Source organism: Microbacterium sp. NPDC055312, from assembly GCF_053645675.1.
In genome coordinates this window covers 24,115-47,248 of the sequence record NZ_JBSHMU010000009.1, presented here as the reverse complement: position 1 = coordinate 47,248, position 23,134 = coordinate 24,115, and the positions used below count along the sequence as shown (strand labels likewise).

At 66.0% G+C, this 23,134-nt stretch carries 29 protein-coding genes and 1 pseudogene; 13 read left to right on the top strand and 17 right to left on the bottom strand.

Annotated features, from left to right (window positions below):
• The first annotated feature begins 412 nt into the window (after positions 1 to 412).
• Positions 413 to 859 (top strand): LmrA/YxaF family transcription factor, encoded by a 447-nt coding sequence (locus ACWIDW_RS14430; RefSeq protein ID WP_454125954.1) that lies wholly within the window; start codon positions 413 to 415, stop codon positions 857 to 859.
• Here ACWIDW_RS14430 and ACWIDW_RS14425 read toward each other — a convergent pair.
• The 3 genes from ACWIDW_RS14425 to ACWIDW_RS14415 form a co-directional block, all read right to left on the bottom strand.
• Entirely contained in the window at positions 829 to 1,116 is a 288-nt protein-coding gene (locus ACWIDW_RS14425) for a DUF6510 family protein (protein WP_043279909.1), read from the bottom strand. The two genes, ACWIDW_RS14430 and ACWIDW_RS14425, sit on opposite strands and share 31 nt — an antisense overlap.
• The gene (locus tag ACWIDW_RS14420) at positions 1,116 to 1,769 is read right to left on the bottom strand and encodes an FAD-binding oxidoreductase (RefSeq protein ID WP_371204942.1); all 654 of its coding nucleotides are present in this window, start codon (positions 1,767 to 1,769) and stop codon (positions 1,116 to 1,118) included. The genes ACWIDW_RS14425 and ACWIDW_RS14420 overlap by 1 nt, the downstream gene beginning before the upstream one ends.
• Before the next feature lie 104 nt (positions 1,770 to 1,873).
• Entirely contained in the window at positions 1,874 to 2,467 is a 594-nt protein-coding gene (locus ACWIDW_RS14415; protein ID WP_067115756.1) for a molybdopterin-dependent oxidoreductase, read from the bottom strand.
• 219 nt (positions 2,468 to 2,686) lie between these two features.
• On the opposite strand from ACWIDW_RS14415, the gene moaA reads away from it, so the two are divergent.
• Positions 2,687 to 3,745 carry a GTP 3',8-cyclase MoaA gene (gene moaA / locus ACWIDW_RS14410; RefSeq protein ID WP_043279905.1) on the top strand — a complete coding sequence of 353 codons (1,059 nt, stop codon included), beginning with the start codon at positions 2,687 to 2,689 and terminating at the stop codon, positions 3,743 to 3,745.
• A gap of 2 nt (positions 3,746 to 3,747) precedes the next feature.
• Positions 3,748 to 3,984 carry a MoaD/ThiS family protein gene (locus ACWIDW_RS14405; protein WP_020625377.1) on the top strand — a complete coding sequence of 79 codons (237 nt, stop codon included), beginning with the start codon at positions 3,748 to 3,750 and terminating at the stop codon, positions 3,982 to 3,984.
• A 122-nt stretch (positions 3,985 to 4,106) separates the two neighbouring features.
• On the opposite strand, the gene ACWIDW_RS14400 is transcribed toward ACWIDW_RS14405, so the two are convergent.
• The 6 genes from ACWIDW_RS14400 to ACWIDW_RS14375 form a co-directional block, all read right to left on the bottom strand.
• On the bottom strand, positions 4,107 to 4,487 hold the full coding sequence (locus ACWIDW_RS14400) for a nucleoside/nucleotide kinase family protein (RefSeq protein WP_070709081.1): 381 nt from the start codon (positions 4,485 to 4,487) through the stop codon (positions 4,107 to 4,109).
• A 256-nt stretch (positions 4,488 to 4,743) separates the two neighbouring features.
• A complete protein-coding gene (locus ACWIDW_RS14395; protein WP_020624684.1) occupies positions 4,744 to 5,247 on the bottom strand; it encodes a redoxin domain-containing protein in 504 nt (167 codons plus the stop codon).
• A 184-nt stretch (positions 5,248 to 5,431) separates the two neighbouring features.
• Positions 5,432 to 5,845, bottom strand: coding sequence for a molybdenum cofactor biosynthesis protein MoaE (locus ACWIDW_RS14390; RefSeq protein ID WP_020628091.1), 414 nt, complete (start codon positions 5,843 to 5,845; stop codon positions 5,432 to 5,434).
• Positions 5,838 to 6,794, bottom strand: a complete 957-nt coding sequence (gene moaCB / locus ACWIDW_RS14385; RefSeq protein WP_043282516.1) for a bifunctional molybdenum cofactor biosynthesis protein MoaC/MoaB — start codon at positions 6,792 to 6,794, stop codon at positions 5,838 to 5,840. The genes ACWIDW_RS14390 and moaCB overlap by 8 nt, the downstream gene beginning before the upstream one ends.
• The gene (locus tag ACWIDW_RS14380) at positions 6,791 to 7,981 is read right to left on the bottom strand and encodes a molybdopterin molybdotransferase MoeA (RefSeq protein WP_043282517.1); all 1,191 of its coding nucleotides are present in this window, start codon (positions 7,979 to 7,981) and stop codon (positions 6,791 to 6,793) included. The genes moaCB and ACWIDW_RS14380 overlap by 4 nt, the downstream gene beginning before the upstream one ends.
• A gap of 1 nt (position 7,982) precedes the next feature.
• The gene (locus ACWIDW_RS14375) at positions 7,983 to 9,074 is read right to left on the bottom strand and encodes a ThiF family adenylyltransferase (RefSeq protein ID WP_070709080.1); all 1,092 of its coding nucleotides are present in this window, start codon (positions 9,072 to 9,074) and stop codon (positions 7,983 to 7,985) included.
• A gap of 284 nt (positions 9,075 to 9,358) precedes the next feature.
• Between ACWIDW_RS14375 and modA the strand changes: the two genes are divergently transcribed.
• The 4 genes from modA to ACWIDW_RS14355 are packed head-to-tail and all read left to right on the top strand — an operon-like array spanning position 9,359 to position 12,113.
• The gene (gene modA, locus ACWIDW_RS14370; protein WP_020622151.1) at positions 9,359 to 10,036 is read left to right on the top strand and encodes a molybdate ABC transporter substrate-binding protein; all 678 of its coding nucleotides are present in this window, start codon (positions 9,359 to 9,361) and stop codon (positions 10,034 to 10,036) included.
• On the top strand, positions 10,014 to 10,820 hold the full coding sequence (locus ACWIDW_RS14365; protein WP_020622152.1) for an ABC transporter permease: 807 nt from the start codon (positions 10,014 to 10,016) through the stop codon (positions 10,818 to 10,820). The genes modA and ACWIDW_RS14365 overlap by 23 nt, the downstream gene beginning before the upstream one ends.
• Positions 10,817 to 11,554 (top strand): ABC transporter ATP-binding protein, encoded by a 738-nt coding sequence (locus tag ACWIDW_RS14360; protein WP_020622153.1) that lies wholly within the window; start codon positions 10,817 to 10,819, stop codon positions 11,552 to 11,554. The genes ACWIDW_RS14365 and ACWIDW_RS14360 overlap by 4 nt, the downstream gene beginning before the upstream one ends.
• Before the next feature lie 37 nt (positions 11,555 to 11,591).
• Positions 11,592 to 12,113 carry a hypothetical protein gene (locus tag ACWIDW_RS14355; RefSeq protein WP_020622154.1) on the top strand — a complete coding sequence of 174 codons (522 nt, stop codon included), beginning with the start codon at positions 11,592 to 11,594 and terminating at the stop codon, positions 12,111 to 12,113.
• Positions 12,114 to 12,156: 43 nt separating this feature from the next.
• On the opposite strand, the gene ACWIDW_RS14350 is transcribed toward ACWIDW_RS14355, so the two are convergent.
• Positions 12,157 to 12,534, bottom strand: a complete 378-nt coding sequence (locus tag ACWIDW_RS14350; protein ID WP_020622155.1) for a winged helix-turn-helix transcriptional regulator — start codon at positions 12,532 to 12,534, stop codon at positions 12,157 to 12,159.
• 73 nt (positions 12,535 to 12,607) lie between these two features.
• On the opposite strand from ACWIDW_RS14350, the gene ACWIDW_RS14345 reads away from it, so the two are divergent.
• The gene (locus ACWIDW_RS14345; RefSeq protein WP_043276424.1) at positions 12,608 to 13,018 is read left to right on the top strand and encodes a RidA family protein; all 411 of its coding nucleotides are present in this window, start codon (positions 12,608 to 12,610) and stop codon (positions 13,016 to 13,018) included.
• An 80-nt stretch (positions 13,019 to 13,098) separates the two neighbouring features.
• Here ACWIDW_RS14345 and ACWIDW_RS14340 read toward each other — a convergent pair whose 3' ends face one another.
• The 5 genes and pseudogenes from ACWIDW_RS14340 to ACWIDW_RS14320 form a co-directional block, all read right to left on the bottom strand.
• Positions 13,099 to 13,584, bottom strand: a complete 486-nt coding sequence (locus tag ACWIDW_RS14340; RefSeq protein ID WP_020622157.1) for a Dps family protein — start codon at positions 13,582 to 13,584, stop codon at positions 13,099 to 13,101.
• Positions 13,585 to 13,631: 47 nt separating this feature from the next.
• Positions 13,632 to 14,585 (bottom strand): TIGR03571 family LLM class oxidoreductase, encoded by a 954-nt coding sequence (locus ACWIDW_RS14335; RefSeq protein WP_020622158.1) that lies wholly within the window; start codon positions 14,583 to 14,585, stop codon positions 13,632 to 13,634.
• A gap of 12 nt (positions 14,586 to 14,597) precedes the next feature.
• Complete coding sequence (locus tag ACWIDW_RS14330; protein WP_020622159.1) at positions 14,598 to 15,239, bottom strand: SDR family oxidoreductase; 642 nt, start codon at positions 15,237 to 15,239, stop codon at positions 14,598 to 14,600.
• A gap of 37 nt (positions 15,240 to 15,276) precedes the next feature.
• Entirely contained in the window at positions 15,277 to 16,188 is a 912-nt protein-coding gene (gene acuI / locus ACWIDW_RS14325) for an acrylyl-CoA reductase (NADPH) (protein WP_454125953.1), read from the bottom strand.
• A gap of 40 nt (positions 16,189 to 16,228) precedes the next feature.
• A pseudogene (locus ACWIDW_RS14320) lies at positions 16,229 to 16,651 on the bottom strand (bifunctional DNA primase/polymerase); the annotation flags it as partial.
• A gap of 445 nt (positions 16,652 to 17,096) precedes the next feature.
• On the opposite strand from ACWIDW_RS14320, the gene ACWIDW_RS14315 reads away from it, so the two are divergent.
• From ACWIDW_RS14315 to ACWIDW_RS14295, 5 genes are all read left to right on the top strand, one after another.
• On the top strand, positions 17,097 to 17,378 hold the full coding sequence (locus ACWIDW_RS14315) for a helix-turn-helix domain-containing protein (protein ID WP_454125952.1): 282 nt from the start codon (positions 17,097 to 17,099) through the stop codon (positions 17,376 to 17,378).
• A gap of 570 nt (positions 17,379 to 17,948) precedes the next feature.
• Positions 17,949 to 18,569 (top strand): NADPH-dependent F420 reductase, encoded by a 621-nt coding sequence (locus ACWIDW_RS14310; RefSeq protein WP_454125951.1) that lies wholly within the window; start codon positions 17,949 to 17,951, stop codon positions 18,567 to 18,569.
• 49 nt (positions 18,570 to 18,618) lie between these two features.
• Positions 18,619 to 19,572: an SDR family oxidoreductase gene (locus ACWIDW_RS14305; RefSeq protein ID WP_454125950.1), complete on the top strand. Its 954-nt coding sequence runs from the start codon at positions 18,619 to 18,621 to the stop codon at positions 19,570 to 19,572.
• On the top strand, positions 19,569 to 20,237 hold the full coding sequence (locus tag ACWIDW_RS14300) for an NADPH-dependent F420 reductase (protein WP_454125949.1): 669 nt from the start codon (positions 19,569 to 19,571) through the stop codon (positions 20,235 to 20,237). The genes ACWIDW_RS14305 and ACWIDW_RS14300 overlap by 4 nt, the downstream gene beginning before the upstream one ends.
• Before the next feature lie 86 nt (positions 20,238 to 20,323).
• A complete protein-coding gene (locus ACWIDW_RS14295; protein ID WP_454125948.1) occupies positions 20,324 to 20,890 on the top strand; it encodes a TetR/AcrR family transcriptional regulator in 567 nt (188 codons plus the stop codon).
• Positions 20,891 to 20,973: 83 nt separating this feature from the next.
• On the opposite strand, the gene ACWIDW_RS14290 is transcribed toward ACWIDW_RS14295, so the two are convergent.
• Together ACWIDW_RS14290 and ACWIDW_RS14285 are read right to left on the bottom strand one after the other, a co-directional pair.
• Positions 20,974 to 21,969, bottom strand: coding sequence for a hypothetical protein (locus ACWIDW_RS14290; RefSeq protein WP_454125947.1), 996 nt, complete (start codon positions 21,967 to 21,969; stop codon positions 20,974 to 20,976).
• Between the two features lie 43 nt (positions 21,970 to 22,012).
• Positions 22,013 to 23,095: a hypothetical protein gene (locus tag ACWIDW_RS14285; protein ID WP_454125946.1), complete on the bottom strand. Its 1,083-nt coding sequence runs from the start codon at positions 23,093 to 23,095 to the stop codon at positions 22,013 to 22,015.
• Positions 23,096 to 23,134 lie beyond the last annotated feature (39 nt).

The window sequence follows — 23,134 nt, the reverse complement described above, 5'->3', positions numbered from 1 at the left end:
CGGGACGTCGATTGACGAGAGGTGTCGCAGGTCTGAAAAGCAGGACGCTTGGATCGCCATAGGTGTTTCGGATCGACTTGGATAAGGACTCCGAGGTCCATTATTGTGAAGGTGTGAGATGCGAGCGTCCCGCTCCGCTGGACTTCACTGGGCCGGCCGGGCTGGCATCGCGTGACGGACGACTTCGAGTCCTGCGGACGGAGGAGACTACCCTGGAGGCGTGACTGCCGACGGAACGAGTGCGCGCCGGTTGACGCCGAAAGGGGCGGCAACGAGGGCGCGTATCGTCGACGCAGCGAACCAGTTGATGTATGAGCGAGGCGTTGCGGCGACGACCCTCGCCGACGTCTGAGCCGCCAGCGCGACATCGAAGTCTCAGGTTTATCAGCACTTCGCCGACAAGGACGCACTCGTGAAGGAAGTCATCGAGACCCGGGCGGAGGACGTCCTGACGCAGCAGCGCCGGCGCCTTCGACGCGTGGAATCCCTACGCGGGTTCGAGCTGTGGCGGGATGAACTCGTCGAACGCAACGCGCTACGCGACGGCGCGTACGGGTGCCCGCTCGGGTCTCTGGCGAACGAGATCGCAGACCACAATGAGGATGCCCGCCGGGCGATCGCTGCCCACTTCGATGATTGGCTGGAGATGCTGATCGATGCCGTGGAGAGGCTGAAGACACGCAGCGTGTTGCGCAGCGATGCGGACTCGCGAGCGCTTGCCATTGGGCTGCTATCGGCACTGCAGGGAGGTTATCTTCTGGCGAAGGCGAGTCGAGATGTTTATCCGATGCGTGCCGCTCTCGACATGGCTATCGCACAGCTCAGGGCCTACGCGACTGAGACCGACTCCTCAGCCTGATCCCGCCTCATCGCGAACGCGGTCATCCCCGCGAAGCTGAGGAAGAGGCGTTCACCGGCGTCGATGATCGTCGCCAGCACGTGGCTGCACGTCTTGCAGCGTACGACCAGCCCCGGGGCGTCCGGATACACGATTGCCTCGCCAAGGGGCGCGACGCGCCCGCAGCCTCCGCACCGTCCTTCGATCATCGTTGCATCGGGCACGAGAAAATCCGCGAGAGTCCCGGCGAGGATGTTCCCGTCGAGGTGGCTGGTCATCATAGGCCTCCGAATCGTTCGGTGAGGATGTCTTGCGGCGCATGGCCGAGCTTCACGAGCCACGGCGCGACGGCTTCGACGAAGCCTGTCGAACCGCACACGAAAATGCGTGGGCGGTCTTCCGGAGGGAGCGTCCGCGCCGCGATAGTCGACTCTGTGAGCCGTCCGACCGGATCTTGCCACCCAGCTGGCGCTCGTCGCGTGTACACGAGGTCGATCGCGAACGACCCGTCCGACAGCTCGAGGAACTCCTGGTGGAAGTAGACGTCCTCCGGGGTGCGCACCGAGTACAGCAGCCGGAACGGAACGGGATCGGATGCGGCCGCATGAGACGCCGCCATCGCGTAGAGGGGCACGACACCTGACCCGCCGGCGATGAGCTGCACGGGGCGCTGGCTCTGTCCCGGGCGCCAGAGGAAGAACGATCCCAGCGGTCCGTGGACCTCGAGCTGGTCACCGACGCGCAGTTCACGGACGAGGAACGGAGACACCTCGCCATCGGGCAGCTCATCGACCGCAAGGACGATCGTTCCGCCCGTCTCGGAGGATGCGATCGAATACGAACGTGTCGCCTGGTAGCCGTCCGGAGCGGTCAGTCGCAGATCGAGATGGCTGCCCGCCTCGCTCCCCGGCCACCCCGGGACATCGAGCACCAGCCGAACCGCAGTCGGCGTCTCTGGACGCACCTCCGAAACCGTGGCGACGAACCACGACGGCCTCACGCGGGGGCGAAGCGGAGCGAGCCGGGTCTGCTCCATCACCAGTAGCGTTCTTCCTTCCACGGATCACCGTAGATGTGATAGCCGCTCTGCTCCCAGAACCCAGGGTCGTTCGTCGGCATCATCGTCAATGCCCGGACCCACTTCGCGCTCTTCCAGAAGTACAGATGCGGGATCAGGAGACGTGCCGGCCCGCCGTGTTCTGCGTCGAGCGGTGCGCCTTCGGCCTCGGTCGCGATCCAGGCCTTGCCATCCAGGAGATCCTCAAGCGGCACATTCGTGGTGTAGCCGCCGTAGGAGTGCGCCATGACGTAGTCATGGGATGTCTCGACGTTCTCGAACAGCTTGTCCAGGCTCACCCCGCGCCAGGCCATGTCGAGCTTGGACCAGTGCGTGACGCAGTGGATGTCGACCGTGATGTCCTCGGCACCGAGCGCCAGGAACTGCTCCCAGTTCCAGTGATGCTCGGTACCGGTTTCATCGAGGATGGCGAAATCCCACGTCTCGGTATCGACATAGGGGGTGGGACCGGCGGTGAGCACCGGCCAGTTGTCGAACAGCGTCTGTCCCGGAGGGAGCTGATCATCGGGTCCACGCCGGCGTCCCGCGAATCCGCGAGTAGTGAACGACATACATCGCCCCTTCCGTCTTCTCTGGCTGTACACCACCGACGATATTGCGGGAGCTCTCTCGCTGATCGCCTGGTCCTGCGCGGAACTTGCCCATGACTGCAGGTGATGAGTCCCCGGCGTGAAAACGGGCCACTGTGCCGACCACACTGTGGAACAGGACGCCCCACCGGGCGACCTCGCCCCCCCCCCCCCGCAAGCATCGAGAAGAAGTCTGTGACCATGTGCCCTGTTGCGCTCGGCATGCCGACCGTTCGCCATCGCGCGCGCTCGACGGTCGGCCGACCCGAGACACCGTTTCTCGTGGACAGGTTCGGGCGCATCGCGCGAGACCTGCGCGTATCGATCACAAGCGCCTGCTCACTGCGTTGCACATACTGCATGCCGGCGGAAGGCCTGCCCATCGTCCCTCGCGGGGAGTTGCTGACTCCGGAAGAGATCGCGCGTCTGGTCACCATAGCCGTCCACGATCTCGGAGTCCGTGAGGTGCGCTTTACCGGCGGCGAGCCGCTTACGCGACCTGATCTGGTCGAGATCGTGCGCCAGACGACGACAGCCGTGCCCGGCCTGCCGGTGTCGATGACGACCAATGGGATCGGCCTCGACCGCAAGGCGCCGCAGCTTGTGGAGGCTGGACTGACGCGGATCAACGTGTCGCTGGACACGATCGACCGCGAGCATTTCGCCGCTGTCACCCGACGCGATCGCCTGCCTGCCGTGCTCAGGGGGATCGAGGCGGCACAGCACGCAGGGCTCAGCCCGATCAAGATCAACGCGGTGGCGCTGCGCGAGACCCTCGCGGATGCGCCCGACCTGCTGGCGTGGGCGCTTGCCAACGGCGTGCGGTTGCGGTTCATCGAACAGATGCCGCTGGATGCAGATCAGACATGGCGCAGAGACCACCTCGTCTCCGCCGAAGAACTTCTGTCTGTGCTCGGACGCCGATACCGGCTGACCCCGGCCGGGCGTGAAGACCCGTCCGCTCCCGCAGAGGAGTGGCTCGTCGACGGAGGCCCGGCCACCGTCGGCATCATCGGGTCCGTCACACGCAGCTTCTGCGACGCGTGCGACCGAACCAGGCTGACAGCCGAAGGCTCGGTACGTTCCTGTCTGTTCGGAGACGACGAGACAGACCTGCGCACGATGCTGCGAAGTGGAGCAGACGATGCCGCTATCGCCGACGCCTGGCGGGCGACGATGTGGGACAAACAGGCTGGGCACGGGATGGAAGAGAAGAGCTTTCGTCGACCGGCCCGTTCCATGGGAGCGATCGGAGGCTGACGATGTCACGCATACTCGTCCGATACTTCGCAGCCGCCGCTGAAGCGGCTGGCTGCGAAGAAGAGCACGTCGAGGCGACGACCCTCGGAGAGGCGAAGGACGCGCTCCTCACAGCTCACCCGGCACTCGAGCCGGTGATCGCAAAGGGGACATTCCTCGTCGACGGCATCGCCTCACGCGATCCCGCGCGACCGGTCTCCGCGCAGGTGGACGTGCTGCCCCCGTTCTCCGGCGGCTGAGCCAAACCACAAGCGGCTGAGGTCCGATCCACCGCGGGGGTCCACGTGTCGTGAACTGCATTCGTCTCCTGCGCTGCCATCCTCTTACGTGAGACGACCGCGGTGCTGCCCAGATCCTTGTCTCAGCAGGAATCGAAGTACAAGCGTTGGGGATGCATGCTGTCGCTCACCTCGTACACGGCATCGGATGATTCGCGTGGAATGTCCTCGCGCATGTAGCGGAGATGCCGTTCATGGGTGTCTGGGTGCGCCGGCTCACCGCCGTCGAGGAAGACGGTGAAGTGCCACGCCGAGCGCAGGCTAGAGCGCAGCAGTGACCAACCGTCGACAATCAGCATCCTGTCCTCAGGCGCGGCAGCGAGCTCGCTCTCAGGTCCGTTGTGGCGGAACATGCGCAGTATGGTTCGGACGGCGTCATCGTCCGTGAACGGGGCCGCGCTGAGACGAGTCGCGTGACGTCCCACTGCACGCAGCGCTGCCGCCAGGGCGTCGGCGAAGTGCATGCGGGCTGCAGCGTCCACGCCGTCGATGGCGACGAGTATCCGGCCGCGTGGGTTTCTGCTGAGGACCTCCTGAGCGAGCTCCTCCCAGACGGCTGTCCCAGTGGCACCTGAGGCGTTCGGAGACGAGGTCAACGTCGCTTCTCCGGCGGAACGATCAAGAGAGGATGTGTCTGCATCCTGTTCTGGTTGCGCACATCCTTGCCGACTGCTCTCGCAGCGGTCTGCATCCGCGCTCTCGAGATGGCATCGATGGTTTTCATCGGTCTGCCCGCTTCCGATTCGCATCCGCATGCTGAGGCAACTCCCGGATGAGTTCGAGGACATCGTCGGGAACGAGTTGTCCCAACGTTCCGCAGGAGTACACGCTGATCACGACCGTCCCATCGGGATCCAGCACGAATCCGGTCGTCTGCAACTGCGGCGGGTCCACGGTGACGAACGCTCCGGTCGCGGCCGCGATCTGCCCCACATCGGTGCTGTGTCCGATCGGAAAAGTCAGCCCATAGCGCGCCACGAGCTCCGCGGTTATCGGCTCCTCGTCCGCAGTCACCGCGACGACAGCGATACCCGCGGCGGACAAGCGTCGTAGGCCGCGCTGGAACGCACGCAGCTGCTCCACGCAAGGCCGGCAGCCTGCCCCGCGAGAGAAGAGAACCACGCCGTACTGCCCGGCGAATACGGCCGGGATCGTTCGGCGTGTGCCTCCCACCTCGACCAGCTCGAGGGCGGGGAACGCATCACCACCACGCAGCAACGACATCAGAGGCTCGCAAGAACGGTCCGAGCGGCCGCATCGGTGGGTGCGACGCGGGCGGCTTCTGACGGGGGAAGTCGGTTGCCATGAAAGTTGTGTGCTTCAGTCTCAATGCCAGTCATCTGGCGCCTCTTTCCTCGGTGATTGCACCATCGTTCACCCGGCGGGTTCGCTAGGTCGTGCGGTGTATCTACAACCCCACCCACTCCGATCTGCCGTCGGTGAAGTGCTGGTGCTTCCAGATCGGAACCTCTGCCTTGATCGCGTCGACGAGGTTCCCGCAGACGGCGAACGCCTCTGCCCGGTGCGGGGCGGCGACGACCGTGACCAGTGCGACGTCGCCGATCTCGAGGTGACCGATGCGGTGAGCGGCGACGACATCGCAGTCCGTGGTTTGAGCGATCCTCGTGCACACGTCGATGAGGATTCGTTCCGCGTCGGGGTGCGCCTCGTAGTCGAGAGAGCCGACGTCCTCTCCGTGATCATGGTCGCGCACGATGCCTTCGAAGGTGACCACCGCCCCGTTCTTCCTACTGCGTATCCGTGTTTCCAGCTGCGTCTTGTCCAGCGGAGCAGCGGTGACGAAACCGATCGGGTCAGGCATGTCCGCCGCCGGCCAGCTGGTCGTGCAGGTGTGGCAAGAGCGGCTCCAGTGCGATGAGGCCGTCTTCCACGCCGCGTGGCGATCCAGGCAGGTTGATGACGATCGTGCGTCCGGCGATCCCTGCAAGCGCCCTGCTGAGCGAGGCTGTCGGCGTCGCCGCGCGGCCCGCTGCACGGATGGCCTCGGCGATGCCGGGAAGTGCTCTCTCGATCACCGCGCTCGTCGCCTCGGGGGTGCGGTCCTCGGGATGCACCCCGGTGCCGCCGGTCGTGACGATCAATACCGGCTCGCTGGTGAGAGCATCCGTGAGCGCCTGATAGATATCCGCGTCAGCGACAACGACGGGCTCGTCTGGCTGATACCCGTGGTCGCGAAGCCAGCCTGCGATTGCCGGACCGGTGAGATCCTCGCGCGTACCGGCCGCGGTGCTCGTTGAGGAGACGATCACGACCGCCTGTCCGTGGTCTGCGGGCACGGATGCGCCTGCAACCCAGTGCCCGCGCTTTCCTCCGGTCTTCTCGATGAGGTGGATGTCTCCGAGCACGGCGGCCGGATCGACGGACTTGATCATGTCGTGCAGAGCGAGACCGGCGATGGCGACGGCGGTGAGGGCTTCCATCTCGGCCCCAGTCTTCGCCGTCGCTGCGACCGTGGCCCGGATCTCCACCGATGAGGTGCTGAGCTCGAAGTCCACGGTGACGGACTCCAGGGGCAATGTGTGCGCGAGGGGTACAAGTTCGCTGGTGCGCTTGGCGCCCTGGATGCCCGCGACCCGCGCTGTCGGGAGCGCGTCTGCTTTGCGCAGCTGGTTGGCGGCGAGCAGTTCCAGCACCGCCGGTGTCGTGTCGAGGCGGCCGGTCGCGATCGCCGTGCGCCGAGTGATCGCCTTCCCGCCGATGTCGATCATCCGCGATCGGCCGTGATCGTCGAGGTGCGGCAGTTCGTTCATAGATTCCAGGTCTCCACGCGTGTCCCGATGTCGAGGGTGACGGCATCGATCGGGACATCGATGAGCATGTCGGATGCCGCCATGGCGGCGACAAGGTGCGAGGAAGGGCCGCCAACCGGTGCCACCCGGCCTCCAGGCAACCCCACACCACGGCGGAACTGCCGTTTCCCGGCGACAGAGGTGAGGGGCTCGGCCAGGGTCCGCGGCTCGGGCTGTCGCGCGTGCAGTCCTGCTGCCTCACGGAGGACCGGCTCGATGAAGAGCATGAACGACAGCTGCGCGGACACGGGATTGCCTGGGAAGCACACCATGGGAACGCCTTTGTAGATGGCAGTGGCTTGGGGGCCGCCCGGCTGCATCGCGAGAGTATCGACGTGCGCCCCGAGCGGCTCCAGAAGCTCCCTCACGACTTCGTAGTTGCCTGCCGAGATGCCCCCGCTGGTGAGCAAGATCTCGGCTCCCGCCGCACACGACGCGTCGAGAGCGCGCGCGAACGCGGCCGTGTCATCGACGACACGATGCTCATCGACCAAGAGGGCGTCGGCGGTTCGTACCGCTGCGGCGAGTGCGGGGCCGTTGGCGTCGTAGATCTGGCCGGGAGCCAGAAGCTCACCGGGAGCGGCCAGCTCGCTTCCGGTCGAGATCACTGCGACACGTACCTGTGAGCGAACGGGGACGGACGCCACTCCCGCAGCTGCGAGCGCCGCCAGGTGGCGAGGAGCGAGCCGGAATCCATCAGACAACAGAGGCTCACCGACCGCGAGGTCAGAGCCGGCTTCACGCACGAACTCTCCGACGTCCGGCTTCCGCGTGAACGTCACTGTCGTTCCCTGGACGGTGGCGTGTTCGACAGGGACGACCGCATCGGCGTCGTCGGGGATCGGCGCACCGGTCATGACCCGGACGGTATGGCCAGGGCGAAGCGGCCCAGGTGTGCCAGGAGCAGCGGGGATCGCACCGCGCAGCGGCAGACTGCTTGGCGTCCGCGCGAGGTCAACCGTACGGACGGCGAAGCCGTCCATCTGTGAGTTCCGGAACGGGGGCAGATCTATCGGAGTCCGTATGGGGTGGGCAAGCACCCGATCTAGCGCGTCAGACAGGGCGACCTGCTCGACGGGGCGCTGGCTCACGGCGTTCAGGAGGGTGCGGACTCGGGCCGTGTGCTCAGCGACCGATGTGCGGGGCATGTCAGTATCTGCTCGCCGTGGGGTCGATGCGGACAGCCCAGGCATCGATGCCTCCGGTGAGGTGCCGCACATCGGAGAATCCGAGTTGGAGGAGCTGATCGAGCGCTTGGCGTGAGCGTGTGCCGCGGTGGCAGTACAGCACGATGGGGTGACCGGTGTCGAGTTCTGGTGCCCGGCGAGGGAGTTCGGTCAAGGGGATCAGCACGTTTCCCGGGATCGCTGCGATGTCGGCCTCCCACGGTTCGCGTACGTCGATCAGCAGCGGCGGGAAGGAAGCTGTGAGCAGGTCGCGCAGTTCCTCGGGCGAGACGGCGTTCTGATCGTCGGATGACAGCGGAGTGGTCTCGATGTTCTGCGCTGCGGCACGGGCGGACTCGTCGCGCCGGTAGGCGATCTCGCGGGTGCGGCCGGTGCGTGCGTCGTACGCGGCGACCCGGCCGATCAACGGCTCTCCGATGCCGGTGAGGAGCTTGAGTGCCTCGGTCGCCATGAACGCCCCGATGACGGCGCATACGCTCGGCAGCACGCCGATCATGTCGCAGGTGTCCGCACTGGAGTCCGGACCATGCGGGAACAAGTCGCGGTAGTCGGTGCCTCTGGCATCCCATGCCACGCCTGCTTGGCCGGCGTACCCCAGTGCTGACCCCCACACGAGCGGAATGCCGCGTTCGGCAGCAACACGGTCTGCCAGCATCACTGTTGCCGGGTTGTCGCTGGCATCGACGAGCACGTCCACACCGTGCAGCAGACCCTCGGCTGTCACGGCGTCGAAACGCCCCTCGACGGCGCGGAGCTCAGCATCAGGAGCGAGCGACGCGAGCCTTATGGTGGCTGAGACCGCTTTGCTGCGACCGATGTCGCCGGGCGTGTGCATCGTCTGCCGGTGCAGGTTCGATTCGGCGACAGTGTCGTCATCGACGATCGTGAGGCTGCCGACGCCTGCGGCAGCAAGGACCGGCAACAGGGTGCTGGCCAGCCCACCCGCGCCGATCACGAGCACATGCGCTCTCGAAAGACGCTCCTGAGCGGGAACGCCGAAGCCCGTGAGGACGCGCTGCCTCTGAAAGGTCGGAGAGAGCGGATTGACCGGCATGCCTTCAGGCTAGGGAGCCGGTCCCAGCGGGTGAGGTCGGAAGCGGCGAGACAGCAGAGAGCAGACAAAGCCCAGCAGTCGCAGGCCATTCTCACGACCTCGGCTACGGGAGGCTTGAGACAGGTCGGCAACTTCGTTCGCCTGACCGACCGTCTTTCAGAGGAGTTCCTGTCGTGCGTGCCCCCTCCCTCCTTGCGGCAGCCGCAGCGCTCCTTCTGCTCGCTGGATGCTCATCGCCCGGCACGGGAAGCGACGAATCGGATGTCGGGGCAAGCAAGGACGACATGACCTCCGGAACGGTGACAGTGTTGGCCGCAGCCTCCTTGACCGACGTGATCGACGTCCTCGCCGAGAGGTTCGAGGACGCGAACGCAGATGTCGACGTGGTCGCCAGCTATGGCGGATCGTCGGCGCTCGCCGAGCAGATCGTCTCCGGTGCCCCGGTGGACGTGTTCTTCTCAGCGAATGAGGCGACGATGCAGTCTGTTGTCGACGCAGGCCTGGCCGCCGATCCGGAAGTGCTCGTCACGAACACGCTGCAGATCGCGGTTCCCGCCGGGAACCCTGCAGGGATCACCGGTCTCGCCGACTTCGCACGGCCTGAGCTGACAATCGCATTGTGCGACACCGCGGTGCCGTGTGGAGCCGCAGCGCAGTCCCTGCTCGACCTTGCTGGTGTTCAGGCCCAACCGGACACACTTGAGGAGGACGTGCGTGCCGCACTGACGAAAGTCTCTCTGGGTGAGGCCGACGCCGCACTGGTCTACGTGACCGACGTCGTCGCAGCAGGGAGCGCGGTGGAAGGCATCGATGTGCCTGAGGCGCAGCAGGTGATCAACAACTATCCGGTCGCCCTTCTTGCCGAGGCACCGAACCCCGACGCAGGACAGGCGTTCATCGACTACCTCCGCTCCGATGAGGCACGTCAGGTCTTCGAGCATGCAGGCTTCGCGGCCCCGTGAACGCCGGCAGCCGGTCATCCTCGCCCTCGGGGTGATCGGTCTCGCGCTGCTCGTTCTCCCGCTGCTCGGACTCATCCTGCGTGCACCATGGGGCCAGCTGGGCGAACTCTTCGTTCGGCAAGAGGTACTGCAGGCGCTCGGGCTCTCGTTACTCACAGCGACGTTATCTACCGGCCTGAGTCTCATCCTCGGTATCCCGCTAGCCGTCCTGCTGAGCCATTCCGTTCACTGGAAGGTCCTGCCGCGCCGCCTCTTGCGGGCGGCGATCACTATCCCGCTGGTACTGCCTCCCGTTGTCGGCGGCATTGCGTTGCTTCTCCTGCTGGGACGGCGAGGCATCCTCGGGCAATGGCTCACGCAGGTCGGCATCACTATTCCTTTCACCACCGGTGCCGTTGTGCTCGCGCAAACCTTCGTCGCGATGCCCTTCCTCGTCTTCGCCGTCGAAGGCGCGCTGCGATCAGCGGACCGCCGCAGCGAACTAGCCGCCGCCTCCCTGGGCGCCAGCCCGTGGCAGATCTTCCGCCTCGTGACGGTTCCGCTGACCGCGCCTGGAATCGCCGCGGGCGCCGTGCTGTGCTTCGCCCGCGCGCTCGGCGAGTTCGGCGCGACTATCACGTTCGCCGGCTCCTTCCCCGGCGTGACGCGCACACTCCCGATCGCGTCGTACCTCGCGATGAACTCGGACCCCGACACCGCGATCGCCCTCGCACTCGTCCTGCTCGCGGTATCACTGGGTGTGCTCCTCGCACTCCGCGACCGATGGCTGCCAGGCACCGCATGACCTTCGAGCTCACCGTCTCCGCACGTATCCCACGCCCCGCCTTCGACGTAGTCGTGGAGCTGAAAGCGGATCCCGGAAGTGTGCTCGCCGTCGTCGGACCGAACGGTGCCGGAAAGTCCAGCGCCATCGCGGCGATCGCAGGCTTCACCGAGTCCCACGGCACGATTCGACTGGGGGACAAGGATCTGGCCGGTCTTCCTGCTGACCAGCGAAGGATCGGCGTCATGTTCCAAGACCTGCTCCTCTTCCCTCACCTCACGGTGCGCGAGAACGTCGCCTTCTCAGCCAAAGTCCGCGGTGGGCGTTGGTCCGCCGCCCGGCGCAGCGCAGACCCCTGGCTGTCTCGCTTCGGAATGGCGGACCTGGCAGAGAGATACCCCAGTGCACTCTCCGGCGGGCAAGCTCAGCGTGTAGCGCTAGCCCGTGCCCTCGCATCCGAGCCGAAGGCACTGCTCCTCGACGAGCCGCTCGCGGCGCTGGACGTGGAGTTCCGGGATGAAGTGCGTGCCGACCTCGGTCTGCGTCTCCGCCAGTTCGCCGGTCCGACGATCCTCGTCACACATGACCGTGAAGACGTCGAGGTGCTCGCTGACGAGGTGATCGTCCTTGAGGCAGGGCGCATCACGCAGCGAGGAAGCCTCGCCGATCTGGCACGAAATCCTGCGACCGCATGGATTGCCCGCTTCACAGGTGCCCAGGGAAGAAGGGACGCAGACGATGTCAGGTACGGATGATGACTTCCTCTTGGGGCTCGCCGGAGTATCGGGAACGATGCTCGGCACGTTCATCGTGGGCGTGTTCTTCTACATCGACTCGGAGATGCACCGCCGACTCGCAGCGTCGGAGGCTGCGGACCGGTATCTCCGTTCGTCGGTCCGCTGGGTCTTCACCGCCTACTCCATTCCGCTCCTTGTTCCGCTCGTGCTCGCGTCGCTTGATCCGCTCTGGGGCGCGCTGAGCTTCATCGTCCTCGGCATCCTCCTGGTAGCGATGACAGTGGAAACAGGACGTCGTATCCTCGCGAGGGGCGGGTCCGGCTCCTCACGCGCTCTATTCGTGAACGAATGGCTCTCGAGCGCCGGCATCGTCATCGCCATGGTCCTGCCATGGACATTGGGAGGCTGGGTGCCCGATCCGACTGAGTTCGTCCCCTCGCTGCTCATCCTTCTCGCGTGCGGCTTCGCGAGCACAGCGGCGCTGGTCATGACGCAGTTCGACGCGACGATGGGCATGGTGGACGCCGTCATGGGAGACAGAGAAGGCGCAAAGCCTGAACATCCGACAGAGAGCTGAGCCGCGCTCTTGCTTGGTCGCGAGGGGAAAGATGTCCCGACGTCTACTGTTCGTCTTCGTCGAAGGCGATGCGTGCGCGTTCAATGTTCGGCAGTTGCTCATCTGCCCAGGCGACGAGCGCGTCAATCGGCCCGCGCAACGTTTTGCCCAAGGCGGTGATCCCGTACTCGACGGCCACCGGCCGCGTGCTGATGACTCGGCGTTGCACGACTCCGTTTCGCTCCAGCCGACGCAACGTCGCCGTGAGGGACTTCTGCGTCACTCCCGGAATCGCACGCCGTAACTCGTTGAACCGACAGGGTCGCTCGCACAGTTCGTTGAGCACGCTGAGTGACCACTTGTCGAGCACCTGGTCGAGCAGCTCGCGATGCGGCGTCGCGATACGCAGCTCGCTTTCGCATACGGCGTCGGTATCGGCCATGAAACCAGGTCTCCTTGAAGTGTCCTTCAACTACCAAGTATCAATAGTAAACCACCAACGAAGAGGACCTTCTATGCCAGTCACACGCTTCAGTCCTGCCGGTCTCCAGCCAGGAACGCCGTATGATCACGTCGCCATTGGCACCGGCACGCGTCACGTGCATATCAGCGGCCAGGTCGCCCGTAGTGCGGAAGGAAAGCCCATCGCGATCAACGATCTCGCGGGTCAGGTCGCGGAGGTTCTCCGCAACACAGCTCGTGCGCTCGCAGGCGCGGGTGCATCCTTCGACGATGCGCTTCGGTTGACCTTCTACGTCACCGAATGGGAGCCCGAGAAGATCGCACCTTTCATGGACGGGATCGCTCGGGTCGCTGAGGAGCTGAAGCTGCCTCAGCCCCTGCCGCCCGCGTCCCTGATCGGGGTCGACTACCTCTTCGAGCCGGACGTTCTCGTTGAGCTCGAAGTCACCGCGATCCTCGATTAGCCCGTGTTGTCCGACTGCACCACGTAGTGCGCGCGGCGCCTCTCACCGGACCGGTGAGAGGCGCCGCTTTGGCAGGTCGGTCAGGCTGCGATGTGAGACACGAGGAACCAGCGGTCCTTGTCGAGACCTCGCTGGATCTCGATCGCGACGTCCTGACTGGTCAGGTCGATGCCGTCGAGGCCATCGACCGCTGCGCGGACGTCGGCGAGGAGCCTGTCGATGTCTGCGATCACCGCGTGCACGAGGTCGTCTGAGTTCGCGAAGCCGGCCGGGACGCTTGTCCCGGAGCTCTTCTCGGCGACCGCGCTGACGCGGGCGTCGAGCGGGAGGCCGAGGGCGACGATGCGTTCCGCTGCCGCGTCGGCGAACTCGCCGGCGTTGCCTGCGATGGTGTCCAGCAACTCGTGGACGCCGACGAAGTTCGAGCCACGCACGTGCCAGTGCGCCTGCTTGGCGTTGATGGTCAGCCCCTGAAGGCCGAGTACGACGGGGGTAAGGAACTGCGCGGTCGCGACAACCGCTGTCGGGTCGCTCGCAGTCGTGGCGATGGTGTCTGTGCTGCTCATATCAATCGTTCTCCCTGCTCGTTTGTTTCTTGTTTCGGTGGATTCGGTCACGATCGGATGTCTGCGCCGGCTGGCTCTGATGCGGTTCGGGCTCGGAGGGCGGGGATGACGTCTTGTCCGATCTCCTCCATGACGTCTTCAACGTCTCGTCGTCCCGGCCGCAGCACGAGGTTGACGTGCACGACCCCTGCCGCTGCCAGTCCGGTGAGGTAATCGGTGAGACCGGTGGTGCCGACCCGTGCACCGAGGCGGATCGGCTCGAAGGGAGCGTCCGGGTTCTCCGCGAGGTCGAGGTAGAGGTTCGTCATGAACGGCTTGAGCGATATCGCCCGCCACTGCGCAGCGACGGCGCGCATCTGCGGACCTGCACGGTGGTACGTCATGTGCGCGTCGAGGTGCTCTGCCGCCCACGCAGGAGACTGCTGCGCGCCACCGATCCCGATCAGTGGAATCGTCCCGTCCGCAGGGGCGGGCAGGAACGAGTCCTGATCGATCCGGCCCAGCGCCGCCTGCGACCAGATCTCACGCAGCACGCGCACACCGTCGCGATAGGTCTCTCCCCGACGATCGAAATCGACTCCGAAGAACGGGTACTCACCCGGCCTGTCGCCCGAGGCGAGGCCGAGCAGCAGCCGCCCACCGGAGAGGACATCCACGGTTGCAGCTTCCTTCGCGAGCGCGACTGGATGCCGCAAGGGGAGCACGATCCCCGCTGTTCCGAGCAGGATGTGCTCGGTCGATGCGGCGAGGTAGCCGAGGTAGGGGATGGGGTCGAAGACCTGTCCGGCGTCGCCGAAGTCACGCGGTCGCCACATCGGCACGTCCCGCAGCCAGAGCGCCCGGAACCCGAGCCGGTCGGCGAGCTGCGCACGCTCCTGATGCCGGGTCAGGTCAGGGAAGAGTCCCTGACCGGAGACGTCTCGTCGGGCGAGATCGTTGTCCAGGGGCAGCTCGATCCCGAGGGACAAGCCGTTCTCGGTGAGCGTGTCCAAAGCGGTCATGGCATGCTCCGTTCAGTACCAGGATGGCTTGTCGCCGTCGGTGCCGGGCTTGTTCACGCCGAGCGAGGCGCCGATGCTGTCGGCCGGGTTCTTGACGAGTTCGGCGACGAGCGCGCCGACGCTCTTGCGGGACACCTCGGTGCCCTGGAAGGGCTCGCCCTTCTGGGTCAGCTCGTAGTCGACCTCGTCGGCGTCCGACAGCCACGCGGGACGGATGATCGTGTAGTCGAGGTTGGACTCCTCGATCAATTTCGCGGCGGCGCTGTACGTCTGCAGGTATCCGCCGTCGAGCATCCGGTGGTTCCACTTGCCGTACTCACCGGGCACCTCGTCGTAGATGCCGAGGGTGGAGATCCAGATCAACCGTCGTGTTCCCGCGGCGGTCAGCGCTGCGACGACGGCGCGGGCCTGAGCTTCGATGTCGCCTCCGCCGAGGTTCGCGTAGACGATGTCCTGTCCCGTGGCGGTGCGTGTGAGGAGTTCGTTGTCGAGCACGTCGCCCTCGACGATCTGGACGCGGTCGCTGGGAGCATCCGGCAGGCTCTGGGGGCGACGCAGGTAGAGGGTCAGTTCGTTGGCAGGCTCCTCGAGAAGCGCGGCGATGGCGTGTCTTGCGATACGTCCGCCCGCTCCGAGCACGGTGATCTTCGTCATGGTCTTCCTCTTTCGTTTGTGTGGTCTTGGGGGATGGTCAGCGGTTCACGTCGACGACGATCCGGCCGCGGATGCGGCCGTCCAGAAGGTCATCGGCAACGGAGAGGGCCTCGCTCAGGCCGACCTCGCGGCTCATCGCGGGCAGCAAGTCCAGGTCGAGCTCGTCGGCCAGGCGGTTCCACGCTGCGACGCGCTTGTCGCGGGGCTGGGTGACGCTGTTGATGCCGAGCAAGCTCACCCCGCGCAGGATGAACGGTGCGACAGTGGCGGGCAGATCCATGCCCTGTGCGTTCCCGCATGCGGCGACGGCGCCGCCCGCCTTCGTCCCGGCACAGGCATTCGCAAGGGTATGGCTACCGACGGAGTCGATCGCAGCCGCCCAGCGTTCCTTGCCGAGCGGCCGGCCCGGCCCCGACAGCTCTGTCCGGTCGACGATCGTCGTGGCGCCAAGGCGGCGCAGGTAATCGGCTTCAACGGGACGGCCGGTCGACGCAACGACCGAGTAGCCGCCGCGTGCCAGCAGCGCGATCGCGAACCCGCCGACCCCACCGTTCGCGCCCGTGACAAGGACGTCACCCGAATCAGTGGTGAGGCCGTGCGACTCGAGGGCCATGAGGGAGAGCATGGCCGTGTATCCGGCCGTGCCGATCGACATGGCCTGCCGCTCCGAGATCGCATCAGGAACCGGCACGAGCCAGTCCGCACTCACGCGAGCCCGCTGGCTGAGACCGCCCCAGTGCGTCTCGCCGATGCCCCAGCCGTTCACCAGCACCCGGTCGCCAGGCGCATAAGAGGGGCTGTCGCTGTGTTCCACGACACCGGCGAGGTCGATCCCGGGCACCGCCGAGCCAGTGCGTGAGTCGCTCGGCTTCCGCGCGCGCAGAACCTGCGCGGGCCGTGGTGACTCGTGGCCGGATGGGAGTGAGGAGCTCGCGGATCCGGTCGCCATCGACGGGGCGTGGATCGGCGTTGAGCGTAAGGATCGTGTATCCCGCCGGTTTGCCGCGATCGATCACCGTCGAGGGCGGGGCGAGGACGTAGCCGCCGGTGCCGCGGAAGTCGACGTGACTCGTGCCGCGCGACCATGTTTGCTGTGGCCGGTCGGTATCAGAGGGGAAGTACAGATGCGTGCCTCCCGACGGGGTGCGCACTGCGGCGAGTGCTCCGTGCACCATGCCCGCACGGTGAAGACGCTCGAGGGCGCCGTAGCCGTCTCCGCCGGCGTGCACGTCGACGTCGAGTACGTCCAGTCCGTGGCCGGTGGCGATGCCGATGTTCGCCTCGGGCTGCCATGCCCACCAGCCGCGGATGCGCCGCGTGTCGGTGGTCGCATCACGGTAGCCGCGCTCGGTCAGCGGCTGCTTGCCGCCCGGGCCACAAGGGAACACGTCGAGGCCGGCTGCCGCGTACATTAAGGCGGCAACACGCACGGAGCGAGGATGCTCGCGCAGCGCGCTCAGGGTCTCCTGCAGCGGCCCCATCATGTTCGCCTCCTCTCGCGGCTCAGGGGACGAGCGCCGAACCGCAATGGTCAGGTGCGCGTCATCAGCCCGAAACCCGCAGCCGCTAACCTGACCCTGAAACAGCTCGTCGCTTGCATCGAGTACACAGATGCGGCGTCTACCGATCGGAACCCGACAGTCAAGTTCCGTCCAGCGTTTCGGGCGAAGATGCGCGTTTCGGCAACAGAGATGCATGACTCGGGCACGGCACGAGCCGCGCGCACCGCGAGCACAGCCGCCGAGGCTCTGAGATGAGATGCGGGGCTGCGTTGAGATCAACCGGCGCGAAGGCCAGATAAATTATGCCGGATATTTCTGGCTGACGGAAGACAGGTGGGTTCGTCAGCGTGGGAGGATGCCCTCTTCCACTGTGCCGTCGTCCTGGGAGGAGTACGCCAAAGCGCTCGGAATCGAACTCCAGCGTCGTCGGATCGCACTGGACGTCACGCAGGAGAACCTTGCCCACCAGGCCGGGCTCACCCGCACGCACTACCAGCAGCTCGAGCGGGGATTCTGGAAGCCCGGATCCCCGGCCAATCCGTCGCTGAAGATGCTGGTGCGCCTGGCGCAGGCGCTCGAGCTCGAGGTCACCGAGCTGCTCCCTTCCGGCCGCGCCGTCCAGTGGCCGGACGCTTGACCGGGTTCACCGGCCCGGCGAGTCCGGGCGCAGGCCACCTCGTAGCGTCTGTGTCTCGTCGTCACTGACCTCATGCTCGGTGAGCTGGTGGCCGCGATGGCGCAGCAGATCGGACACCAGCGCTCCACGCTCGAGGCGTGAGCTGGGTGACGGGGTCGACTCCCCGTCCACGAGATGGCGCCAGCCGAGTACCCCGTACACGTCGCCGTCTTCCAAGACACTTTGCCGCTGCTGCACGGCGGCGGGTATCCCCGCGGGAGCGTCACCGGTTAGTCCTTCATCGACCAGCCTGCGCGCCTCGTCCGCGGTCCGCGCGGATACCTCGAATGTGGCTTTAGCTGAGTTATGGCGGGGTTTTGTAGCTGTGTGGTGGCGGTGTCAGGTGGTGCCCGCATAGATCCGGCACACCCACGCCGACTGGGACAAGCTCGCCCGCTTGTAGCGGACACGAACGAATACGCTACATCGGTTCAGGAGCCCACTTGCTTAACGGAGCACCGCCCCGTATATTCGGACTACTGCTCCGTTTGGGCAGTTCCGTCCGACCTGAAGTAAGTGAGAACAAGTCTTATGAGCAGCATCAGGTTCATTGGCCTCGGTGGCATGACCACCGCGCTGGCAGCACGCGCGATCAAGGGTGGCAACACTGTCGAGTTCATCGGCCGTGACGAGGCGAAGGCCAAGGATCTGGCCACTGCGGTCGGCGGCGGGTCCACGACCGGGACATTTGGGGCCGTTCCGGTTGGCGACATCGTCGTCCTGGCCGTGCCCTACACGAGCGCCGCCGAGGTCGTCTCCCAGTACGGCGAGGCGCTAGCCGGCAAGGTCATCATCGACATCTCCAACACCTTCAACGCTGACGCTTCCGGGGTGGTCACCCCCGATGGGACTTCCGGGGCGCAGGAGATCGCCAAGGCCGCCCCGCAGAGTGCACACATCGTAAAGGCGTTCAACACTGCCTTCGGTCACGTCCTGGCCCAGGAGGGCTCATTCGACGTGTTCTTCGCCGGAGACGACGCTCAGGCCAAGGCCACCGTGTCCGTGTTCATCGAGAGTCTCGGGCTTCGCCCATTGGACGTCGGCGGCCTTGCTATGGCTCGCTGGATGGAGGGTGTCGGTCCGCTGCTGATGGGCCTGGCCCAGAACGGCGCGGGCTTCAATATCGCCCTCCGTGTCAACATTCTCGGCTGAATGCAATCCACCCCCTTCGCCTTTTCGTTTCATTCCTAGGAGCAGCAGCATGCGCGTCTTCATCACTGGCGGGACCGGCCATTCCGGTTCGTACATCATTCCCGAACTCATTGCTGCCGGGCACGAAGTCACCGGCTTGGCCCGGTCGGACGCTTCCGCACAAGCGCTTTCTGCGCTCGGCGCGAGCGTCCGCCGCGGTGACCTTCAAGACCTCGGCGGGCTCAAGGAGACCGCCGCCGCCTCCGACGGTGTCATCCATGTCGCCCACCGGCAAGACCTTCTTCCGACCGGCGGGATGGACGCCGTGGCCGCCGCGGAACTGCCGATCATGCTCGCCTACGGTGAAGCACTCGCCGGAACCGGAAAGCCGCTAGTCGTGGCAGGGAGCATCGGCTCGTCCGGGCAGCTTGGCCGAGTGGCCACCGAGGACGACCCGGCCCTACTGGTCGGCGACGAGCACAAGGGCACCCTCCGGGTTCGCAACGTCGTGGAAACCGCCGTCATCGACCTCGCCGATCAAGGCGTGCGATCGTCCGTCGTGCGGATTGCCAACATTGCCCACGGCACGAGCGATGTTGCGGGGTTCCTTCCGTCACTGATCGGGCTGGCGAAGCAGAACGGCTTCGCCGGCTACCCCGGGGACGGAGCAAATCCTTGGAACGCGGTGCACATCCGTGATGTCGCCCCGCTGTTCCGCCTGGCACTGGAGAAGGGGCCCGCCGGCAGATACTGGCACGCAGTCGGTGACCAGGGCATTCCGATTCGCGAGATCGCCGAGGCCATCGGTCAGCGCCTCGACCTCGCGGCCGTCAGCATCCCCCTGGACGCGCTGATGATCCCCGGATACTTCGGGTTCCTCACCAACCTGGTCACGCAGTCCTACCCGGCGTCCAACCTCATCACCCGGGAAACCCTCGGCTGGGAACCCACCCACCCCGGCCTCCTCGCCGATCTGGATAACGGCCACTACTTCCCCGAGGTTCTGGAGAAAGCGAAAGCATGACGACCCTGGGAGTCATTGGAAGTGGAAACGTTGGCGCGACCGTCGCGCGACTCGCAATCGACGCCGGGTATCAGGTCGTGCTCAGCAATTCGCGGGGTCCGGAAAGCCTTGGGGACACGGTCGCGGAACTGGGTCCGCAGGCATCGGCGGCAACGAGTCAGGAGGCCGCGGCGGCCGGCGACATCGTCGTGATCAGTGTGCCCGTCAGCGCCTTCGCCGACTTGCCCGCCACGGAGCTGGCCGGAAAGACAGTCATCGACAGCTGCAATTACGGCCCCGAGCGCGACGGGCAGATTCCCGACCTCGACGAAAAGTCCGTCACCTCCAGCGAACTGCTCCAGCGCTATCTCCCCGAAGCACAGGTCGTGAAGGCGTTCAACAACATCTTTTACAAGCACCTACTCTCGCTCGCCCGCCCAGTAGGGGCAGCCGACCGGTCATCCCTGCCGGTTGCCGGCAACTCACGATCGGCGAACTCGGCGGCGACCGAGTTCATCGAGTCCATCGGCTACGACGTGATCGACGCAGGATCGCTGGACGACAGCTGGCGGCAGGCGACGGGCACTCCCGCGTGGGGAACCCCCTACGGGCCCTACTCGAACGAACAGGGCCAGCCGGCCGACGGAGAAACCATTCGCAACGTACTGGCTGCTGCGACCCGATAAGTCGCCTTCCGGTACTGACGTCGCCGCCCACGTGGGGCGGTGCATGAATTACTCTGAGCACTATCATCCCCGATCCAGGAGACATCATGAGAGCCGACGCCAGGGCGAATTACGATCGCCTGCTCTCGGTAGCACGCGAGGTCGTGACCGCACACGGCGCCGACGCTTCTTTGCGCGACGTCGCGCGCAAAGCCGACGTCGGGCTCGGCACCCTCTACCGCCACTTCCCCACGAGAGAAGCACTGATCGAGGCTCTACTTCGCACGGACGTCGACTCGCTCACGGCCCAAGCGTCCGTCCTCGAGACGTCGAGCACACCCGAGAACGCACTCCTAACCTGGCTCCGCGGCTGCGTCGCACTCAATCACGAGTACCGAGGTGTCACCGCTCTGTTTACAGCGGCACTCGAAGACGCCGATTCCGCACTCCACGACTCGTGCGTGGCGCTACACGACATCGGAGCGCGGCTTCTCGAACGGGCGCAGAGCGCCGGGACAGCGCGGGCCGACATCGACGGCACCGACCTGTTCGCCCTGGTCGCGGCACTCGCGTGGCTCTACGACCAGCCATCTCTCGCGCCCCGCGCCGGTCATCTCCTCGACGTAATCTCGAGTGCGCTCGTTCCGAGCGCGACACGTCTTCTCTCTCACTAGCAGTACCTAGCGGACCACCATAAAACCCCGGTCTCGATTGACAGACCCGCCTTGCGGCCTCGGCAATGCCGCCATTCTGAAACTCAGAAAAGCCACCACGGCAAAGACAAAGTCACAACCTCGAACTCGACGGGGACGCGATATGTCCACAGCTGTTCCGTACTGGAAGACCGGGCAGGTGCTGGTGCGTGCGCGGGAATGCTCTGCGTGGTCGATCGCGCTGGCGTCGCGCCCGCGGTCGCGGGGTCTGTGGTGGTGTCGACCGGGAATGGGCGACTTGGCCGGCGCTCAGTCGAGACTGTCGGGTTCGCCTCAATGCCGAGGTAATCATGCGGCTCGCCTCGCTCGCGCTGATCCTTGAGCTGCGGCGCTGTGCGCTCGGGGCGTGAGGCGGACGTCGCGTCCGGGATGTCGTGTCCGAGGAGGCGGCGCAGCCCTTGCTCTCGGGCTCGTGCGATCCGGTTGAAGTCGGCCTGCCACTGCGTGCGATCCCAGGCGTAGCGCGCGTCTTCGATCTCGCCCTCGTAGCTCGGTGCGATGGTGACCAGGTAGTCCCTGCGTTCCGGCTCTACCGGCAGCGGGTGTTGGTCGAGGTGCGCGGCGGCGCCGTCGCGCACCTGCTCCGCTCGCTCGACGCGCGCTAGGAGGTCTGTGGGACGTCGCAGGTAGGTGGCGATGTCCAGCGCCTGCTCGGTGAACTCGTCGAACGCCGCTCCGTAGGCGTTCTCGTCCAGCTCGCCGTTTTCGTCGCGGAACCCATCCGGGTCCGGCTCTTTGGGGAAGATCTCGGCGAGCATGTCGAACACCGGAGTGTCCGCGTAGGTGTCGGCGAAGGCATGGGGTTCTCGAAGCTGTAGGCCGGCGGGGCTGTTCCCGTCGATGTGCTTCAACTGAGCCTCGGGGAACCAGCGATCCTCAAGAGGGTAGAAGACGTCGCTGACACCAGCCAGTGGTGCAACGCCGGTGAGCAGGCGGTCTGCTCGGGTCACTAGCGGGTGCAGCAGTCCCGCTGCCTGCTCCCGCGTTGTCCCGGCGACTTCGACGATCGGGATGGTGAACTTCTGCTGTGGATCGGTCATGGCATGCTCCTCGTCCTGCCGTTGGTTCTGGAGGTCAGGTAGGTCACAGCTCGTGCGCCGGGCCTGCGCCTGGACGCGGCTGCGCTACTTCCTTTGCAGCGAGCTGCGCGGCCCGGCGCGCAAGCGCGTAGGACAGGTCTCGCTCGTACTGCCCGCCGGGACCGGTCAGATCGGTGACGGGTAGTTGGGTGATGGTCGCCCGCGGGATTGGGGTCGCCTCGGCGAGGGCCTCGAGCCACTGGTCGACGTCTCGGGGCGTGTTCCACTGCTCGATCGGGGTGTGCTGGTCGATGAACTCGCGGCCACCGGCGAAGGCCTCGGAGTCCGCGAGCTCCTCGTAGAGCTGGGTTGCGACGCGGCGTGCGAGGTCAGTGCTGCGTGAACCGAGGAGGATCGAGGGCTCGACTTCGGAATCGTCTGACCAGAGGATCACCCCGACCGCCACGACCTGCGGGCGGGTGCGCGCCGCCCGGTTCGCGAGCAGCTCCCGGGAATCCAGACCGTCGTGACCCGCCGCGCGTACCAGGTTCGAGATCTGCTCCAGTCTGGCGGACGGATGCTGGGTGCGGTCGTAGCCCTGCAGCACCTCGGCGATCTGGGCCAGGGTGCGCGAGTCCACGTTGCCCAGCGGCAGAGTCGCCGCGGTGCGCCCGAGCGCGTTCAGTCGGGATGGCCCCACTGCAAGGCGGACCGCCCGTCCGCCGATGTCCTTACCCTCGTACAACCCGTCGGGCAGCTCGGGTGCCGCCTCGGTGGCGTGGCCGGCGAACAGCGGATCCGACTCGGGGTACTCGGGATTCGGGATCTCCACGTACCGATCCGCCGCGGCCAGCGTGATGCGCAGCTGCTGCAACTCGGCAGCAGTCAGAACGCGCAGGGTGCCTGGCTCCTGCGCCTCGGTCTCCACGAGCGTTCGGAGTACCTCGATCGTGTTCAGGTCCGCCAGGAACGTCTGCTGCGCGGACGCCGACGTGTTCAGACCCGGATAGGAGTCTTCCTGATGCGACCACCCGCGAATGCCTTCCCGCCCCTCGGGAACGGACAGCGCCCCGATAGACCGCGAAGTGAGCGCCTCATCGACGATCCCGCGAGCCCGCCGCCGCGAGCGCGCGGCGATGTCGAACACCACTGGTACCCGCACGCGCCATAGCTCGCCGCGGTCACC